The sequence below is a fragment of the Rhodopirellula baltica SH 1 genome (assembly GCF_000196115.1).
Taxonomy (GTDB): domain Bacteria; phylum Planctomycetota; class Planctomycetia; order Pirellulales; family Pirellulaceae; genus Rhodopirellula; species Rhodopirellula baltica.
Map to the genome: position 1 here is coordinate 2,625,044 of NC_005027.1, position 19,083 is coordinate 2,644,126.

Annotated in this window: 11 protein-coding genes; 8 read left to right on the forward strand and 3 right to left on the reverse strand. The window is 55.6% G+C overall.

What is annotated here, in order from left to right; all coding sequences use genetic code 11:
- Window positions 1–165 precede the first annotated feature (165 nt).
- Window positions 166–1,761, forward strand: coding sequence for an HlyD family secretion protein (locus RB_RS10260; RefSeq protein WP_164922810.1), 1,596 nt, complete (start codon window positions 166–168; stop codon window positions 1,759–1,761).
- On the forward strand, window positions 1,758–5,087 hold the full coding sequence (locus RB_RS10265) for an efflux RND transporter permease subunit (RefSeq protein ID WP_011120283.1): 3,330 nt from the start codon (window positions 1,758–1,760) through the stop codon (window positions 5,085–5,087). Before RB_RS10260 ends, RB_RS10265 begins: the two co-directional genes overlap by 4 nt.
- A 482-nt stretch (window positions 5,088–5,569) precedes the next feature.
- Here the strand turns inward: RB_RS10265 and RB_RS10275 are convergent, their stop codons facing one another.
- Window positions 5,570–8,695, reverse strand: a complete 3,126-nt coding sequence (locus tag RB_RS10275) for a hypothetical protein (protein ID WP_011120285.1) — start codon at window positions 8,693–8,695, stop codon at window positions 5,570–5,572.
- Window positions 8,696–8,798: 103 nt separating this feature from the next.
- Here RB_RS10275 and RB_RS10280 point away from each other — a divergent pair, with 103 nt between their 5' ends.
- Window positions 8,799–9,515: a hypothetical protein gene (locus RB_RS10280; RefSeq protein WP_011120287.1), complete on the forward strand. Its 717-nt coding sequence runs from the start codon at window positions 8,799–8,801 to the stop codon at window positions 9,513–9,515.
- Here RB_RS10280 and RB_RS10285 read toward each other — a convergent pair.
- Window positions 9,425–11,155 (reverse strand): HEAT repeat domain-containing protein, encoded by a 1,731-nt coding sequence (locus tag RB_RS10285; RefSeq protein ID WP_011120288.1) that lies wholly within the window; start codon window positions 11,153–11,155, stop codon window positions 9,425–9,427. The genes RB_RS10280 and RB_RS10285 overlap by 91 nt on opposite strands.
- A gap of 279 nt (window positions 11,156–11,434) precedes the next feature.
- On the opposite strand from RB_RS10285, the gene RB_RS10290 reads away from it, so the two are divergent.
- From RB_RS10290 to rdgB, 3 genes are all read left to right on the forward strand, one after another.
- Window positions 11,435–12,946: a c-type cytochrome gene (locus RB_RS10290; protein ID WP_231846378.1), complete on the forward strand. Its 1,512-nt coding sequence runs from the start codon at window positions 11,435–11,437 to the stop codon at window positions 12,944–12,946.
- Window positions 12,947–13,029: 83 nt separating this feature from the next.
- Window positions 13,030–14,211, forward strand: coding sequence for a hypothetical protein (locus RB_RS10295; RefSeq protein ID WP_007326644.1), 1,182 nt, complete (start codon window positions 13,030–13,032; stop codon window positions 14,209–14,211).
- Window positions 14,212–14,216: 5 nt separating this feature from the next.
- Complete coding sequence (gene rdgB / locus RB_RS10300; protein WP_164921833.1) at window positions 14,217–14,834, forward strand: RdgB/HAM1 family non-canonical purine NTP pyrophosphatase; 618 nt, start codon at window positions 14,217–14,219, stop codon at window positions 14,832–14,834.
- Here the strand turns inward: rdgB and queD are convergent.
- A complete protein-coding gene (gene queD / locus RB_RS10305; protein WP_011120292.1) occupies window positions 14,810–15,223 on the reverse strand; it encodes a 6-carboxytetrahydropterin synthase QueD in 414 nt (137 codons plus the stop codon). The two genes, rdgB and queD, sit on opposite strands and share 25 nt — an antisense overlap.
- 703 nt (window positions 15,224–15,926) lie before the next feature.
- On the opposite strand from queD, the gene RB_RS10315 reads away from it, so the two are divergent.
- A complete protein-coding gene (locus RB_RS10315) occupies window positions 15,927–16,877 on the forward strand; it encodes a hypothetical protein (RefSeq protein ID WP_011120295.1) in 951 nt (316 codons plus the stop codon).
- Between the two features lie 16 nt (window positions 16,878–16,893).
- Window positions 16,894–18,735 (forward strand): Gfo/Idh/MocA family protein, encoded by a 1,842-nt coding sequence (locus tag RB_RS10320; RefSeq protein ID WP_007326639.1) that lies wholly within the window; start codon window positions 16,894–16,896, stop codon window positions 18,733–18,735.
- Window positions 18,736–19,083 lie beyond the last annotated feature (348 nt).

The window sequence follows — 19,083 nt, forward strand, 5'->3', positions numbered from 1 at the left end:
CGCGTCCAACTAACGAAACGAACGATTGTGCCTATCCGAACTCAACCGCGTTTGTTTTTCGCGGTCTCCAGCACGACTTGCTTATTGCTCGCGACGATCGGATGTTCCAGCGAATCGGCGACCGAATCCGCTGAAGTCGACAAGCCGCCCAAAACCGTCACCGTGATGAGGTTGCAACCGAGCAGTCCTTCTTATCAACATCACACCACCGCTTCCGTCGCTCCTTGGAAAGCCGAACGAATCGCATTCGAACAGGCCGGGCGCGTGGTGCAGGTGATTGAACCCAACGAAATGGTGACCGGAATCGGGAACGGTCGAATTGGCGTTCCACTGGCTCGGCTCAATGAAGAACAGTTTCAAATTGCGGTTGATGCTGCACGTGCCGACTTGGCAGTTGCCCAACGGCGGCGAGAAGCCAACCTGATCTCGATCGAACAACGGTTGCCGAGTCGAATCCGCACAGCGGAAGCTGAACTGCAATTGGCCCAGCGAGAATTGGATCGCGCTCAAAGGCTATCACGCTCCAACGCGATGTCAGGATCGGAACTGGATACCACTCGCACTCGAGCATCGACAGCACAACTTCAGGTCGACAGTGCGACCGCTGAATTGGCCCAGGCCAACGCGGAACAATTGGCGCTGGACGCTCAAGTGCAACAGGCCAGCCAGCGATTGGCCGAAGCGGAGCGAAATCTGAGAAATACAACACTCTACAGCTCCTTCCCCGGCCAAGTCACTGAGATTCATGCGGTCCCTGGGACTTACGTCAAAGAAGGCGATCCGATCGTGACCGTGCAAATGGTTGACCCAATGTTAGTGGAGTTCGAAGTCACTGCGGCGAATTCTCGTCGCTATCAACGTGGTGACACTCTCGGCGTGACGGTGACCGGTCATGACGGAAGCCAACATCGTGTCACAGGTATGGTCTACACCGTGGACTCCATTGCGGATGCCAACACCCGAACGTTCACGGTATCGCTGCACGTTCGCAACCAACAGGAAAGCAGCGTTGATTTGCATGCATCTTCGCAAGCTCAATTGAAAACCAAAGACATCTTCCCTCTCAACATCGGCCCCATTGTCACGGGCGATCGGCGTCTTCTGGTTGAGCAACGCTGTATCCATCGGATCGGCGAAGAGTCGTTTGTGTGGAAGGTCACCAATCGATCCTGGAACCAACTTTCAAATGCTCATGATCGCGGATTGACGGTTCAGCGAATGAAAGTGAATCTCGTCAGCGATGTGATTCCGTTCTTGGGCACTTGGAATTTCGTTGCCATCGATTTTGCGGACCCTTCATCCATCGATCTCGACAACGACTTGATCACGGGCCAACTCTTGGCGATCGATGGTTCGCAACCGGAACGTGAGGCGCTGCTTCGAAAACAGAATGAAAACGTCTATTTGGAACAAACCCGGTGGATGCTTCGTGCTGGCGATACCGTTCGGGTTGCATTGATCCCCGACAATTCCAACGTCGGGTTCTATGTTCCCATGAAGGCGGTCCGCCAAGAGAATGGTGAGACGTTCGTCCATATCGTTGACGACATGCAGTCAGAACCAACAGCGAGACGCGTTCAAATCAATGTCAAAGACGAAGACTCATTGGACGAAGATTCGTTGATTCTCTGCATTGAACCAGTCGAATCCGGTGACGTGCTCGATGGAACCCAGGTTGTCGTCCGCGGCACTCACTACCTCGACGACGGTGATCGAGTTCGAGTCGTACCTAAGCAATCCGGATCGGTGGTTGCCCGATGAATCGCCTACCCGCATTTGCCGTCGCACGCCCGACCGTCGTCATTGCCTTTGTGATGATGTTTGTCTGCTGGGGCGTCATCGCCGCTTTGACAATGCCTCGCCGTGAAGACCCCGAATTCACATTGAAAATATGTGTCGTTTCGGCACGCTGGCCAGGTGCGTCGGCGGAAAAGATGGAAGAACTGGTCACCGATCCTCTCGAGGTAGCCATCGATGGGATGGAGGAGGTCCGCCTGATTCGCTCCACCTCCAGCAGCGAACAATCGGTCATCTTTGTCGAACTCGAAGAATGGTTGCCTGGGGCGAAGATTGACGACGCCTGGGATCGCGTTCGCGCGAGGGTTGAAAACGTTCCGATGCCCGACCCTTCTGTGGTTCCGTTTGTGAACGATGAATTCGCGGACACGAGCGTCATTTTGTTTGCTGTCCATCAGCAACCCACCGATGGCAGCGATTCGATCGATCCCGCTTTCGTCTACACCGACCGTGAACTGGACATTTACTCCGAAAGAATTCGTGACGCACTGCGATTGCTGCCGGGCGTTGCCAAAGTGGAACGCCATGGAGTCCGCGAAGAAGCCATCTATGTCGAAACGGACGAACGCAACTGGTCTCAGTTGGAATTGACAATCGACCAAATCGCTGATCTGGCGCAGGCCCAAAACATTGTCGAACCAGGTGGCCGAATCGATGCAGGGGACGGACGTTTTTTCGTCAAACCAGCCGGGGAGGTCAACGCGCTCGCGGAAATCAATCGGTTGGTCGTCAGCGGTGTGCCGTCTCGTGGTGGCGTCAATCCCATTCACTTGGAAGACCTGGGACTTCGAGTCCGACGAGGCTATGTGGATCCTCCCACTCGAATTTGCCGCTATGGCGACGTTCATTTGGAAGCGACCGCCAACGTGGTCGCCGTGCAAATGAAATCGGGTGCCAACATCGTCGACATTTGCAGCAGTGCTAAGCAACGCATTGTCGAGCTTCGCAACAGCGGTGAACTGCCGCCGGACTTGGCCGTTCCAATCATTTCAGACCAATCCGACAGCGTGAATCAAAGGCTCCGCGAAGTCGTGATGAACATCATCTCGGCGATCGTGATCGTGGTCGTCGTGGTCTACCTCGTCGTTGGGTTTCGCACCGCGGCGGTCATGGCGGCTAACATTCCCTTCGTCGTGCTCACATCGCTAGCGATTGTGACTTTGTTTGGCGTTCAACTGGAACAGATGTCGCTGGCTTCGATGATCATTTCACTCGGTTTGCTAGTCGACAATGCCGTCCAGATCTGCGACCAAGCGAGAACCAACCAAATCGCCGGCATGCCGCCAAAAGAAGCAGCGGTTCAAGGAGCCCAAACGCTCGGCAAGTCGATGTTGAACGGAACGCTGACAACCATCGCCGCGTTCGTGCCGATGCTGATCGCGATGGACGGGGTCAACCGAGAATTCATTTACAGTTTGCCAACAACGCTGTCCGTGATGCTGGCCGTGAGCTGGGTGCTGGCGATGACGTTTTGTGTGATCTTGGCGGCCTGGTTCATTCGACCTCCGAAAGACCCAAGCAAACCAACTGCGCCGCTGCCATGGCTGATGGGCAAACTGAGTTCGTCCAGATGGGGTCGTCGATTTGGAAGTCACCGTACGACCGCGTCTTCCTCCGAGTTGCCTGCAGGGGAATCCGAACTCGCTCCTCAAGCCACGGCAACAGACGGAATTTTCTTTCGGTTGTATGGTTCTTCACTGCGATGGGCATTGAGACATCGTTTCATCACGATCGCCGCCGCGTTTGGTGCATTGCTCGCAACGACGCAACTACCCATCTCGGCAGAGTTCTTTCCATTGACTCAAAGAAATCAATTCGCCGTTGAAGTCTGGCTTCCCGTATCATCTTCGATCGCTCAAACCGATGAGCTTGCTCGAGAAGTCGAAGACATGATTCGACGCTGCAGCGTTTTCCTTGATGAAGACGGCAACCAAAAAGAACGTCTTTTGAACATGCGAACGATGGTCGGCGGCGGAGGTGCCAGGTGGTATCTGTCCTGGGAACCCGAGGCCTTGAAACCAAATTTCGCCGAGATCTTGATTCAAACGACCGACGGAAAGCTGACACATGAGTTCGCAGAAAAACTGCGTCACGTCATCGCCCACGGAGATCCTGATTTAGGATTGCAGCCAATCGTTGGGGCCCGTGTCGTGCCAATTGAGTTACTGCTTGGCCCACCGGCTGATCCCGTCGTGTTGCGGGTTGTCGGCAACGGTTTTGCAAACATGAAAACTCTTCGAAACGCGGCCGATCGCATCAAGAAAATGGTGAACTCGAATCCTGACACCATCTCACTCAGCGATTCCTGGGGCGTTAGCAGTCAAGAATTGTATGTTGACGTTGAATCGGATCGAGCCAATCTGGCTCGCGTGAGCAACACGGAAGTCGCGAAGACTTTGGACACCTACTTCTCGGGACGCCTGCTGACTTACTACCGCGAAGGGGAGCACCAGATCCCCGTCTATTTCCGACTCGAACCAGATAGTCGTTCCCTGTCGTCGATTGCCAACGCACACGTTGAAACCAGCCAGGGCAAACTGCCGCTCGCCTCAATCGCGAGCATCGTTCCGCAGTGGCGTCCCGCTCTGATTGATCGTCGCGATGGCAACCGAACCATTGAAGTTCGCTCGCAAGTCAAAGTGGGGGCCTCGGGGAACGATATCACAACAGGCGTTTTCAATTCGCCCGAGATGAAAGCACTCCAAGCTGAACTGCCCGACGGATACAAAGTCGAAGTGGGCGGGGCACTTGAAGAATCCCAGAAGGCTCAGATCAAGATGCTAAAATCGTTTGGCATGTCGTTTGTCGCGATCATCATTTTGTTGATCGTGCAATTCAATAGCCTGTTCCGAACCTCAATCATCGTCGCGACTTTGCCGCTCGCTCTGGCGGGTGCCTTGTTGGGTTTGTGGCTGACCAACAGTGCCTTCGGCTTCATGCCTCAATTAGGTGTCTTGGCGCTTTTCGGCATCGTGCTCAACGCCGCCATCTTGTTTGTCGAATTCGCGGACATGTCGGTTTCAGAAAGCGATTCAAAACAGATGAGCGATGCCGATGCGACCGAGGAGTTTCAAAACGCGATCGTATCGGCGGGACAGCAGCGATTGACCGCTATCTTCCTGACCACGGCAACCACGGTAGGAGGATTGGTTCCGCTCGCCCTTGATGGCGGACCACTTTGGGAAGGCATGGCGTGGTTGCTGGTTTCTGGACTCAGCTTTGCGACGCTACTCACGTTGATCGTTGTACCGGTTCTGTATTCGTTCGGAAGGCGATGGAGTCCTTCCTAAGATTCCTCAACGTCGAGTCTCAGCCATCTTCCGCGATGATTCGGTCGTCATTCTGCACCGCAAAGAAGCCCCAGCAATAGGCTGGGACGAGCCGCCCGTAAAGTTTGCTGTGCACAATGGAGGCAGCAAACCAGAGTAACAAGAGGGTGCCTATCGGTGGCGTGAACGTGATGTATCGGTACGAACGAAGAATGTTCGGAATGACGATGATTCCGATGACGGTGATTGACCAAATCCACGGTTTTCGGTCCCAGTGACGGATCGTGAGATAGTTGCGACAATGCTCGCAATATCCCAGCGGGAATACGAAACGCCAAAAGCCGACCGGCCCTCCGCAAACAGGACAGTCGTGAGTCCGATTCGTGGGTGCCGATTCAGGTGGCTGGTACGGGTTGATCATGGCGACGCAAACGAGCAAACATGGATGGTGTTCCGCAATCATAACAGGAGAAATGGCTCCTCCGCGTCATGCAGCCACGATGTCACTCATCGCTCTTCGGAGCGGGCAATCCAAGTGACCCAGACGTCAGATACGTGGCCCAGAACAACGGCTGATTCCCCGTGATGTTCTGAGAATCCTCATCCGCTTTGCCGAGCAATGGTTCGCCGGCGACGGCAAGTTCCGCTTGCCGAAGCAACGACACTCCGCGGCGTGTCGCTGACGCGAGCGACGTGTGAGGTGTTTCATTGATCAATTCACCGATCACCGTCGCGGCTGAATGGCCTCCGGTGACCCATCGACTCAGCGTGATCTCTTTCACGCCACTACAACGAAGCGCGGCGAGAGGAAAGAAGAGCTCCGATCCATCGCCAAGCTTTGCCGCCCCCGATGCCGTTCGGTATCCAGGAAGTGCAACCGTCCGCGGACCACCGGCGGGAAGACGAACCCAACCGAACAACTGATCCCATTGACCGCTGGCATCCGATCGCGGCGTGGACGTGGTGCTGGGGATGGTCGTCGTCGCCATCGGCGCCGTGACGTTTGGTGTCAGTGGCGATGCGACAATCAAGTGAGCCACGCCCAAGCCGACTCGATCGGTCGGTGGTGCGGAACCGATCGTCCATTGCAACGGGTCATCCGCCGCGGCCAACATCTCCGCGATCATTTGATCGTTCAGTTCTTTTTGGCGAGGTGCGAAGAACGTTCCAGCCATCACCGCCACTCGATTCGCTTCACTCGCGGCACCGACTTCCCGAAGTGCCAACCCCGGCGTGGGGGCGTAGCTGAGTTTGATCGTGTCGGCCCAAAGTTGTCCGGGTGAAAGCGGATCGCGATCGGCTTCGGCATCATCCGCCGCATCGTCGTTCTCTTCTGCGGTCACGTCTGGACCATCGCTGGCGGGCAGCAATTCAAATGGCAAATACCACAGTGGCCCATCAGGAACGATCACCAGATTCTCCAGTCCGGTTTCGTTCCAACCCGAGTTAGGTGGAAACAACACTTCTTTTAACTTCGCAGCGGTATCGCGCCACGACTCATCGTCAGGCAACCGCTTGCCGCGACTTCGGTTGGCACCAATGTCGGCCAACAACTTCGAGATCATTGTTGGGATGCGACGTCCGGCGGGTGAAATCCATCCGGTCGTGTCACCGTCTCGCGAAAGCGTAGCGACCAAACGAGGTCCATCCACCACAAAGGTCAGCAACCCAGTCCCCGGTGGAAGCGCCGCGGCATCCTCCGATGCAACCGACGGCGGACAGATCGAAGGAATTCGCAACCGCTGAAGTGCAATCTGGGTGACAAGCGATTCTTCCACACTCGCGACCGCAGCGGCTCGCGGTTCAGTATCGTCCGCCCCTTCTCGCAGAAACGTTTGAACTCTCTGACGCAACTCGGCGATCATCTGCGGCGGTTGCACCACCATGTCTTTGGTAGACGGCCAAAACGATTCAACCGGATCCGTCACCAACGACCGAACGTCCATCAAGCGACCTCGCAGCGGCAAAGCAGAAGCCAGACGTGCCGCATGAATTCGGTCGGTGGACTTCAGCACATCCAACCCGTTGTTTTCCGCCACGGCCAATTCCAACCGACCACGGTGCAAAGGTGTCGAATCAAGACCGATCAATGCAATCGCGTCCACTGGGTCTCGCCGCCATGTTGGCAACGACACGGGCGAGGTGAAGTAGTCCAACAAGCTCTTGGTCGACTGGTTACCGATCGACCGTCCCATCATGGATTGCACCAAACTCAGTTGGTAGTGCGATGGCATTGAGATGACCGGTCGGTTGCGGTCCCGTCGATTGTTCACGAACTCATTCAACGATCCCATCGCGTTGGACAGTTTGCCTTCCGGGCCACCGAGTGATTCACCACGGGCGGCGGCAATCCGAGCCGCAACATAGGCACCGTAGGCTTCCAAACGCGGAAAATCCACATCGCGCCGGGATGCAATTTCGATCGCCAGTGTCATCGACTCCGCAGCCGCATCGACTCGCCCGGCACTGATCGCAGCATCCGCCGCGACGAGATAGCAATGCAGCGAAGCGAGACGAGATTCGCGAATCAATGTGCGTCCTGCAAGCAACGCGGTCTGCTCGACCTTTCCGTATTGCTGTGGTCCGGCCGCACCAACTGCCAACTGCAAGGCTTCTCCAATGAATTCGTACTGTTCCAGTGCCGCCGCGGAATTGACGGCTTGTTGGCTGGTTGCCACCAATCCCGCTGCCATGTTTGGATCCAGTGCACCAGTTGCGTCACCAGAAACGCCGACCGTCATTCCCGCCAGCAACATCAACGGCGTAATCGGATGCACGGCACCACCAAGCGTCGAGTATTTCCCGACGCGATCCACAACCGTCGAGTCTTCTGAAACAGCTAGCTGCCCGACACCTCGCATTGCACCGATCAATGATCGACCGCCGGGCGAATTCAAACCGCTCGGGTATTTGGTCGACTCCATCAGCTCTGCGGCCAAGGGTTCTTGAGCGGACAGTTCGCCCATCACAACTCGGCGTCGATACATCATCAACGCAATCGATCGCATGATTTCAATCGCGTCGACGCGTTTCAAATTCTGATTCTCAATGCGGCCACCTTGTTGCAACCGCTGTTCGGTCAAGATTTCGCCGCTGTGAAGCATCAATCCTTTTGGAACCGGAGCCAGCCGCACCGCGTTGGCCTCCGGCCACAGGTTCGTCGCCCCGGCCCTGATGGCGCCACCTTGATTCAAACCGTTCCAATCGATCGCACCCAACCAACCTCGGTTGCGGACCGTGATCTGCATTCCCGCGTCCAGATGCGTTCGGCAAAGAGGCAAATGCCCAAGGTGCCAATAGCATTCGGCCAACATCGCATGCACGGGAATCGCATCGATCCATTTGCCGTTGACGTCCGTTCGCGAACTACGAAGCGCCGACTCAAACGCATTGATGGCGTTCTTCATGTCGCCGTCGCGATAGATTTCCAGCGCCGTGTAATAGTTTTGCGGCGGATACTGGTTACCCGTGTTTCCTCCGCCGACGACTTGAGCCTCGGTGCAATTTGCCGCACCAAAGGTCAACAACGCAGCAATCGCAAACAAGAGAAGCGTCCAAGTTCTTTGTGGTGTGGGTGATGGGTGCACGGTCATGCCAGCAAAGCGATAGGAAGGAAACATGGGTTTCATTCTATCCGCGCGGCCGGATCAGGACGAATGAAACGTTTGCCGCGACGCCAGAGAATTGGCGAGCACTTCCGTGTAAAGCAACCGAACCGGTTATGCTGGTTGCATGAATTCCGACACTGACAATGCCGCCTCGCCTGATGTCGTCGACCCACCGAACCCCTACGCGACGGGCCCTCTAAAAGAGGGAGATGCCGACGATCAAGAGCTGTTGCTGGACATTCCTCTCGAGGAAAAGCCGTTTCCGACGTTGCCTTCCACCATTCTGCGGTGGACATTGGTCTGCGGCATCGCCGCGGTCCCCAGTTTTGTGATCGGGCTAAACGTCACCGAAGGACAATTTCTGGGGATGGTCACCGGGATTGCGATCTTCGTCGCCGGTTACGTTTGGGCCGATCTGGTCACGCGAAATCGGCCGTGGCGACGATACCGGAACATCAGGATCACCTTGCGGACGGTTTACATACTCCGCCTGATCGTTTCGATCATTCTTCCGGCCGGAATGATTGTCGACATGTTCACCGGAATGATCGCGGTGGTGACCGTCACCTCCATCTCACAGCTCAACGACGGCACGGGATTAGGATTCATTTCCACCGTCTTTACCACACTCATCCAAGGAGTTCTGCTCAACATCCTTTTGATGGTGCTGGCACTGTGCATCTACCCCATCGTGAGACTGACGGGGCGAGGGCGGCAGAGCAAGCGACTGCGGAAACAAGGCGGCGACGATCAGACTCCGTCGGATTCTTCATCGGAGTCACTGGCGAATCCTTTGCTATCCTCGTCCGAGTCGTCTTCGTCAGAACCTTCGTTGCGATAATAGGTTCTCAGGTTCTTTGGCAGCGGATCGAAAGCCAACTGATCGGGCAGGATGCCTTGCGTCTTGGCCATTCTCAGCAGTGCAACCGCATCGCCATAGCCTCCGCCGACTTCCGTCAGGCCTTCCAGCATCCCAGCGAGCGTGTTGTCGACTTCGGCAAACGCATCGTCTTTGCCCGCTTGAAAACGGCTGATCCGAAGCTGTCCGGTTTCAGGCACGGAGCGAATCATGATCCCCGATGGGCCTAAGAAGAACGTTTCGATCTGCAATGGTTGAACATCGCCGAACAAAACGATCTCTGGATTGCGACGCAGCGATACCACGACGGCGGGTTTCGCGGTCGATGCAACTTGATAGAGCCGATAGGTTCCACGAAGATTTTGTCCGGCGAGTTTTTGTCGGCCATCTTCACGATTTCGCAGTGTGCTGAATCCTCCATAGCGAGTCTCCAAGCTGGGCGAATCCATCAAACGCTGCAGACCCTCGACCACATTGTGGTGTTGCATGTCTTCGAGTGCTTTGAGCGCTGGCGCACGGAACGCGGGCTCCGCGCGAATCGCCGCGATCAATGGATCCACCGCTTCTTCGCGATCCAAGTAAGCCAACGCTTCCGCGGCATAGAAACGCAATTCGGGGTTGGACGACTGAACCGCATCCAGCAAAGTTGGAATGGCTGGTTCGCCGAGCCCTTCCAACTGCAACGCCGCATCGGCAGCCTTCGCAGGCAGCTTCATGCGTTCGCCAAGTTCCGTCAGACGCACCTGCGTGTTGGATGATTCAGGTGCCACACCGATCGCACGAATAACCGCCATCAAGCGAGAGACACTGTTGCGGTAACGAGGATGGACATCCAACTGAATGAAGTCGTCTTCGATCGGTTCGGCGATGCCGCGACGAGTTGATCCGTCAAAGAAATAGAAACGATGGTTGATGGCTTGAGCGATTGCCGCCGACATTTTGACGTGTTGAAAATCAGGCCGCAAAACCAATCCCAACTTGCGATCGTTCTGCACGACACCGCCGGACAAAACCGTACCTTGGACTCGCAACGCACCGTCTGCTTCGCCTTCATGATCGCCTCGCGTGAGCACGGGTCCGGTACCAACCGCCAACACATCGCTGCTGCGAACGGCACTGTCGAGAACTTTTTGGTGACGAAGGCGAGTGTCAAGCAGCCAACCACCGTGTAGGTCGGTCGCTTCGGTTTTCGTAGGGGTCAAGATTTCCAAATCGATCGTGTCGCCACGACGTGACCCTGGTGGAATCGTTCCCAGCACTTGAACAAGCGCGGTGGTGTTGAGTTCCAAGAAATCATTTGGATTTGGAATCTCTTTCCGTTTCATCTCCTCCAGCAACATGTCGCGAAAGGTAGAAGGCAATGCGGGGCCGCCGGAGTCGGGCAACGCGTTGACAATCGCAACGCCATTGACGCGAACGCTTTGCATTCCATGAGGAATGGCCGCTTCTCGAATTAAATCCGGCGGATCAGGAACCTTCAGCAATTTGGCCAATTTTGGATTGTTCGACGGGTCGTTCTGATCACGTTTCCAAAACGATGTGCATCCGCCAGCGGCGGTCAGCGACAGCGTGATCCACACCAACCCGAATCGGCAGCGTTGGAGAGCGGTAGTTGCGTTCATGAGCGTACGAATGCGTTCGTCGTAAGTTGGTTGGCCACGATTACTTCAGGAAGTAGCCAATCCTTAGAACCCGACACAAGAGCAGACCGACACTGGAGTTCAATGCGATCCGATCACATCCGTTTCCTGCGAATCGGACAATCATTGAACTGCGACAGTGGACGCACTGTTAAACTGACTCGGGCCACACGGTCTTTCTCCAGACTCGCGGATTGCTTCAAACTCGATCCCCGCAAGTTGAATTCCCGGTCGCATCCATTCTTCCAGCGATTTGAATCGATGATTCGTTGTTGTTCCCAGCTCGATAGCCACCACTTCGCGAAAACGCGTCGGCTGATTGCCGGTTGCGTTTTTTTGCTCGCGTTGCCTGCCATTTCCCCGAGTGTTCACGCCACCGAATTCGCGAAGACTTCGGCGAATCCGCAGGGCAATGCCTTGCGGTCGGACACTCGCGCGATCGAGCTCGGCTGGGAAGTGCTGACTCGAAAAGCGTTGTTGCCCAGCGACTTTTCTCAGGAAGTGATTAACGACATCTGGAGAAGCTGGCCCGATGAGGCTCGCGAAAAGGTCGAAAACGCGTCACCGGAAGACCGACTGCGAGCGATCTATTATCGCTACGGATTGTCGGAACGTCCCGAATTGGTCGTGCGAGACGACGGCGTCGCAACGTTTCATTCTGCGGAAGAACAGGACTCCGTCGGCCCGCCAATGCAGTATGTCGTTGATGAAGACGGCAACTGGACGATGAATTGCCTTTCCTGCCACGGTGGTTCCGTCTACGGGACGCCAACGCCCGGTGCCCCCAACAACCGTTACGCTCTTCAAACGCTCACCGAAGAAGTCCGCAGCACCAAGTTTCGATTGGGCAAACCGCTGGGTCGAATGGAGTTGGGTTCGCTGGTCATTCCCCTGGGTACGACCAACGGAACCACCAATGCAGTGGTGTTCGGCATGGGGCTGATGCACTATCGGGATTCGCAACTGAATCTCGTTCAAAAGACACCTCAGACATTCGTTCATCACGACATGGACGCTCCGCCTTGGTGGCACTTCTATAAGCGGCCGTACCTCTACATTGATGGGTTCGCACAAAAGGGGCATCGCGGGTTGATGCAGTTCACGCTGGTCCCCGAAAACGGCCCCGATTTTTATCGCGAGCATGAAAACGACTTCCGAAACGTTTTCGCGTTCCTGTCGTCATTGCGGGCACCGAAGTATGACGGCCCGATCGATGAAGACCTCGCCGAAACCGGACGTCATTTGTTCGCACAAACTTGCTCGCGTTGCCACGGAACTTACGGCGATGACGGCGGAAGCTACCCGAACCAAATGGTTTCGATCGATGAGATTGGAACTGATCCCGTCCGTTTCGAAGCCCTTCCCAGCGAAGGTCGTCAGAAGTACGCGGATTCCTGGTTCGCTGAACTCGGGCCCGGAAACTCACAGAAAACGCTGGTCAATCCTGAAGGCTACGTCGCGCCGCCTTTGGATGGCGTATGGGCTAGCCCACCGTACTTTCACAACGGCAGCGTTCCGACTCTATGGCATGTCCTACACCCCGAGGAGCGACCTGTTGTGTGGAGACGATCCGAAGAAGCAATCGATCGTGAGCGAGTTGGTTTTCAGATTGAATTGGCAGAGAAAACGCCTTTGTTCCAGCCCGATGTCCTGATTCGACGCAGCTATTTTGACACCCGTCGGTTTGGCAAAAATGCCTCTGGCCACGACTATCCCGACGAATTGAACGAAGCGGAAAAGCGAGCGGTTTTGGAATATCTCAAAACGCTTTGACACTCTTGCTGCGAATCCACCGAATCTGCTAATGACGAGTCAAACAACTCGCTCGCATCGTTTCGATTCAGGATTTGGTTCCGATGAACAGTTCGCTTCGCCTCGGATTGATCGCAATCCTCGCCGTAGTCGCCTCTGGCCTCGTTTCGCCTTCGCCCGCAGCCGCACAAACTTCTCCGTTTCTGCGGATGTTCAAACGCGGCAACAAAGTCGAAGTCGATACGACCAAGACCTATGAACTGACTCAAGAGGATGGGCCTTGGTTGATCCTGGCTCACACCTTTGTCGGTGCGGGATCGAAGGAGCGAGCCGAACGATTGGCACTCGAAATTCGCCAAGAACTCAACTTGCCTTCGTATGTCTACGAAGAGAACTTCGACTTTTCGGGCGAGGTGGAAACCCCAACCTCAACCATCCAAGTTGCCGGTGGAGCCACTCGTCCCAACCATCGCCGAATGCGATACGCGAACAGCATTCAGTATGACGCTCACGCGGTTCTGGTCGGCGAATACGATCACGCAGAACACCCGCAAATCGCAGAAGACCTGAAACGCATCAAGTCGGCAAAGCTGCCAGTCTTTGGTGACAAGAAAGAGATGGAAGCCGAAACAGACTTCCGAAATCCAGTCACAGCGGTCAAGGCGTTGCACCGTCAATTCGTCAGTCGCAGTGGCGACAAGGATCGTGGTGAAATGGGCAGTGCATTCCTGACCCGCAATCCGATGCTGCCCGATGACTTCTCGCACGCACCCGAAGTCGATTCGTTTGTTCGCAAACTAAACGAAGACAAGCAATTCAATTTGCTGGAGTGCGATGGTAAATTCACTGTCGTCGTTCGCACCTTCGAGGGCTACAAGACCATCGTTGACGGCAAGAAGGAAAAGAACTTCCAACCGAACATCAATCGCCTGGACCGCATGGCGATGGACGCCAATAAAATGGTGGTCGCACTTCGAAAAGAAGGCCAAGAAGCCTACCAGTACCACGATCGCACTCGATCGATTGTGACCATCGGCAGCTTCGAAACGCTGGGCTACGATCTGCCCGATGGCGGATTTGAATACGCACCAGAGATTCAAGCGATCATGTCAAACTACCGGGCATTCAATGTCGATCCGAGCATCGCGAATCAAGTCAAAAGCAAGACCAACGACGGGCTAGCGGCTAAACACATCGAAAACATCCCTTTCGATGTTCAGCCGACACCGATTCGCATTCCGAAGGCTAGCAAACGCAGCTTCTACAGCGCGGCAGTTGGACGTTGAATCGAATGTTTGATCTCGTTCTCGGAACCGGCAACGCAAAGAAGCTCGTTGAGCTTCGGATGATGTTGCCCGAAGAAACAATCGCCCTGACCGCGTTGTCAGAAATAGAAAACGCGATCGACGTGGTCGAAGACGGCGAAACGTTTTCCGCGAACGCTGCGAAGAAGGCGACCGAACAAGCCAAGCATCTTGAACGCTGGGTCTTGGCCGAAGACAGCGGATTGTCCGTCGATGCGTTGAAAGGCGCCCCGGGCGTTTACTCCGCTCGGTATGCCGGAACACATGGCGACGACGAAGCGAACAACGAGAAACTTCTGCGTGAACTGACGGACGTGCCAATGGATCGCCGCGGGGCACAGTTCAATTGCCACCTTTGTCTGTCTGATCCCGACGGCAACGTCCGACTCGCGGAGTCCGGAATTTGTCGCGGTCGAATCGCGACGGAACGAAGCGGTGGCGCAGGATTTGGATACGACCCGCTGTTTGTGATCCCCGAATATCACAAAACATTTGGCGAGCTGAACCTGACCGTGAAGCGAGCTCTCAGCCATCGCTCACGAGCACTGCGTCTCTTCATTCCGCAATTGCTAAGATTGGTTCAGTCCAACTCGACTTCCGCATAAGTCTCTTCGCTTTCCCAAAGGCGAACCTTGTAAGCGGTCGCTCCGGAATCGCCCAGAATCGAAGGGCAGATCTTTTCCAGGAAGTGCTTGGCCATGTTCTCCGCGGTTGGATTGCTTTCCAGCTCGTAGATCCGGTGAGGCTCTGAACTGCGGATCGCATCCAATCCGTTCTGATCCTTTTTCCACAATACAAACGTGTGGTCCCAGTTCTCGTCGATCCAGTTCTTACAGCGAGTTTTGAGCTGTTTGAAGTCGAGGATACGTCCGATCGCATCCTGCTCTTCTCCGGTCACGTAGACCTCCAACACATAATTGTGCCCATGCAGGTTTTGGCATTTCCCTTCGTGGCCGACCAATCGGTGCCCAGAGCAGAACGTAAAGCGACGCATGATTCGGATGGACAAGGGAGAGATTCCTGGGTTGAGAAGTTGTCAGGTAGTTGAGGGGTTGCCAAATGAACAAATAGACACGCAAACGAATCGACAGGCAAACGAATCGACAGGCAAACGATGGATAACGATCGTGGCACGAGGCAGCAAACCGCGGAAGTTGACAGGTCACTGGCGGGAAGACCGCATTTTCGCCGTCACCTGTCCCACCGAAACCGAGACTCGCCTCAATCGCCGACAGGTCCACTGCCGAACGGATCCTGTCGAGCACGTCAGAAAGAGCGAGTGAGAGCTGAGGCGTTCCGGCAACTCCAGCACGCGATATTTTCCGCGCTGGTCAATCTCTGGCTAGCCGCCTGGCCCCTGTTTGACCGCCGGGCTGCAGAGCCACGCGTGTTGGTTCGCCGTCTAGCTAGTTCTTTCCCATCGCCGGCAAAGGGTTTCTGATCCAAACGACTTTGTCGACCCCCACAATCAGATCCAAGAGAGGAATGCGATTCCAACCGCTGAAGGATTCGGGTGATTCTGTATACACTCGGTTGGCGAATGGTCACTTGGCTGCCATAATGAGCGTTCCCCCTTCACTGGACGTCCCTTGGCGTGAGCTGAACCAACCTTGAGCGTGTCAATCGCGGCACGTGTCGGTGGTCGCTTTGTCGCCTAGGCGTTCCATCCTCCCTGCCCACGACGGAGCCCATTCTCGGTGGCCAAGTATCTGCTTTCCCCTTTGCGTTTGGCTGTCGGATGGGGAATCTCACCCCGGCTGCTCGGAACGATCGCGGTGGTCATGCTGACCCTCCTTCGTCTCACTATCGGCTGGCACTTCATCAGCGAAGGTATCGACAAATACCAGGCTGGAAACTGGTCCGCCAAGCCGTTCTTCGCCAACGCTCGCGGCCCATTTGCTGGTCATTTCCGCCAAATGGTGTGGGATTACGACGGCACGATGCGACTGGATGTCGACCAAACCAATCTCACCTGGGCTTACTACCGCGATCAAATCTCCGAGCACTACGGATTTGATGACAAGCAGAAGATCGAAGCTCACAACAACTACAGCATCGCCGCCAAGCAACTGGCCATGGTGCTCGAGCTCAACGCAAACGAAATCCAGGAGTTCCAGCTTGGCCTCGGCCGGATCGAGGAACTGGATGGCGATGCGGTCGCTTCGGGAGTCAGCTCACTGAGCGGACAACGCGAAAGCGTTCGAAAAGAGCTGTCTCAGAAGATCGAACCCGTTTTCAGCCAAATCGACGCGATCTGGGAAAATTACGAAACCGCTCAAAACAAAGTCGCGACGGCGGAACAACAGGCCCGTCATCTTGCGTATCCACTGGTGCGACCACGCTTGCAAATGATGGACACCAGCGTGATTGATTCGATCGTCCCTTACTTCGACATGCTGGTGGGTTGGTGCCTGCTGCTTGGACTGTTCACACCCGTTGCCGCGTTAGCAGCAGCCGGTTTTCTCGGTTCTGTATTCTTGAGTCAGTACCCACCTTTGACTGGGCCGACATCCAGCAATTACCAGCTGATCGAGTGCATGGCGTGCCTGGTGCTTGCCGCCACGGGCGCTGGTCGTTTCGCCGGCCTCGATTTCTTTCTGCATCTCATTATTCGAAAATTCAACGGCGACGACGCCGCAACTGCGTGACCGGGAGTCCTAGCAAATGGTAGACAAGCTCAACGCCGATCAAAAAGAAGTCGGCTCACACAATTACTATTCCGCCGTCGGCAGTTACTACGACGTCAATCGTCGTGACTTCCTTCGCGGGATCGTCGCCACCGGAGCCGTCAGCGGCGCCGGCCTGGGTGCGGCTTACTTCGGATACAGCAAAGTCACCGACCCGGTCCGCGTTGCGGTCATCGGCACCGGCGACGAAGGCAACGTGTTGATTGGTGGTTGCAACCCCGAGTACGTGGACGTCAAAGCAATCTGCGACATTCGTCCATTCAGCCAATTCCGAGCTTTCCACGGTGACTGGTCGTCCTCATCGGCTCTGAAACGCCGTCCGGGTTTGATCAGCGTTGCTGGTTACAAAGACGAAGCGGAAGCTCGCAAGAACGTCAAAGTCTATGACGGATCCAACGGCGGCATCATGGCGTGCCTGGACGATCCCGATATCGAAGCGGTGATCATTGCATTGCCACTTTGGTTGCACGCTCCCGTCGCCGCTCAAGCGATGGAACGTGGCCTTCACGTTCTGACCGAAAAACTGATGGCCCACAACGTGGCTCAGTGCAAAGTCATGTCGCGGATGGCCGGCAGCATGGAAGACAAGAACGGGAACCCGATTCACTTGGCGACCGGTCACCAACGTCACTACAACGTCAAATATCAAGACGCGATCAACCTGATCCGATGGGGTTTGCTGGGGCAACTGCACCACATCCGTGCCCAGTGGCACCGCAGCAACGTGCCTGGCGCAGATAGTTGGTCGATGCCGATCCCCGGTGGCGAAATGGTCAACGGAAAGAACTTCGATCGGATCGCGAAGGACATTGAATACCGCAAGAAGAAGCTGAACGAGACCACTGACCCAGACGAAATGATTCGTTTGAAAATGGAGATCGATCAGTGGACCGCTTGGGACGCCGACAAAAGCGTCGACCCGAAGGAGTTTGGCTACGAAAACTTCTCGCTCGGCGACAAAACCTTCAGTGCAATGGAAGAACTCCACCGCTGGCGATTGTTCGATCGCACCGGCGCAGGCCTGATGGCAGAACTGGGCAGCCACCAACTGGATGCCGTCAGCATTTTCCTCAGCTCGTTGCGTGACGACAAGAAGAAAGTTCACCCACTGAGCGTCCACGCCGTTGGTGGACGTCACATCATGCCATTGGATCGTGAAGTCGGCGACCACGTCTACTGCATGTTCGAGTTCCCTGGGCCAGAATACAGCAGCACGTTCGATGTTGGTTACTACGACCGTGTCGAGCGTTATCCCAACCCGGAAAGCCCCGGAAACGGACCTGTTGCTGGCTACGAAACCGATCCAAACAAGAAGGTCGTTGTGACCTACTCGTCGATCAACGGCAACGGCTTTGGTGGCTGGGGCGAAGTCGTCATGGGCACAAAGGGAACGCTGATCCTGGACAAGGAAACCGACGTTTACTTGTACCGCAACAGCGACACCAGCAGCAAAGCTGGAGTTGTGAAGAAGGACGCTGGCTTCGCCTTGGACACATCCGCCAGCGGCGATTATGCCGCTCCGGTTGCCCAAGCCGCTTCGAGTGGCCCAGTCAGTCGCGGGTACCGCGAAGAGATCGAGCACTGGGCCTACTGCATTCGCAACCCGGACGGCGAAAACAAACCTCGCTGCTACCCCGAAGTCGCCATGGGTGACGCGGTCATCGCGCTTGGAACCAACGTGGCTCTGAAGCGTTCAGCCAAGGGCGAAAGCGGTTACCTGCAGTTCAAAGAAGAATGGTTCGACATCGACAACGATGCGACTCCGGACGACAGCGACATCGCTGCGGAAACCGAGTTCATGAAGAAACCTGTGGCATAGTTGCCACGATTCTAAAAATGACAAACGACACGGCGGCCACTTGGCCGCCGTTTTTTTTTTGCATTCAGCATGGCCACATGGTGCCCGGGTATATCGTGCCAGCCATCTTCCAACCGTCGCCTCAATCACCAGATTCGACAATTTACAACTTCACTTTTTCAATCGATCCCCCACCTCATCGCTCGTCACCTGCCGCCGCTCCGCAGATTGTTGAGCGTGGGGTTCTCAACCGAGACCTCGGGTCGAAAACCCGAGGCTGACAACTGTCACCGCTCCGCGGTTGTTCGATTCCCCAAACACAGCAGACCGGACGCCGCGAAGATCAATTTTGACGCGACTTCCCGCCCC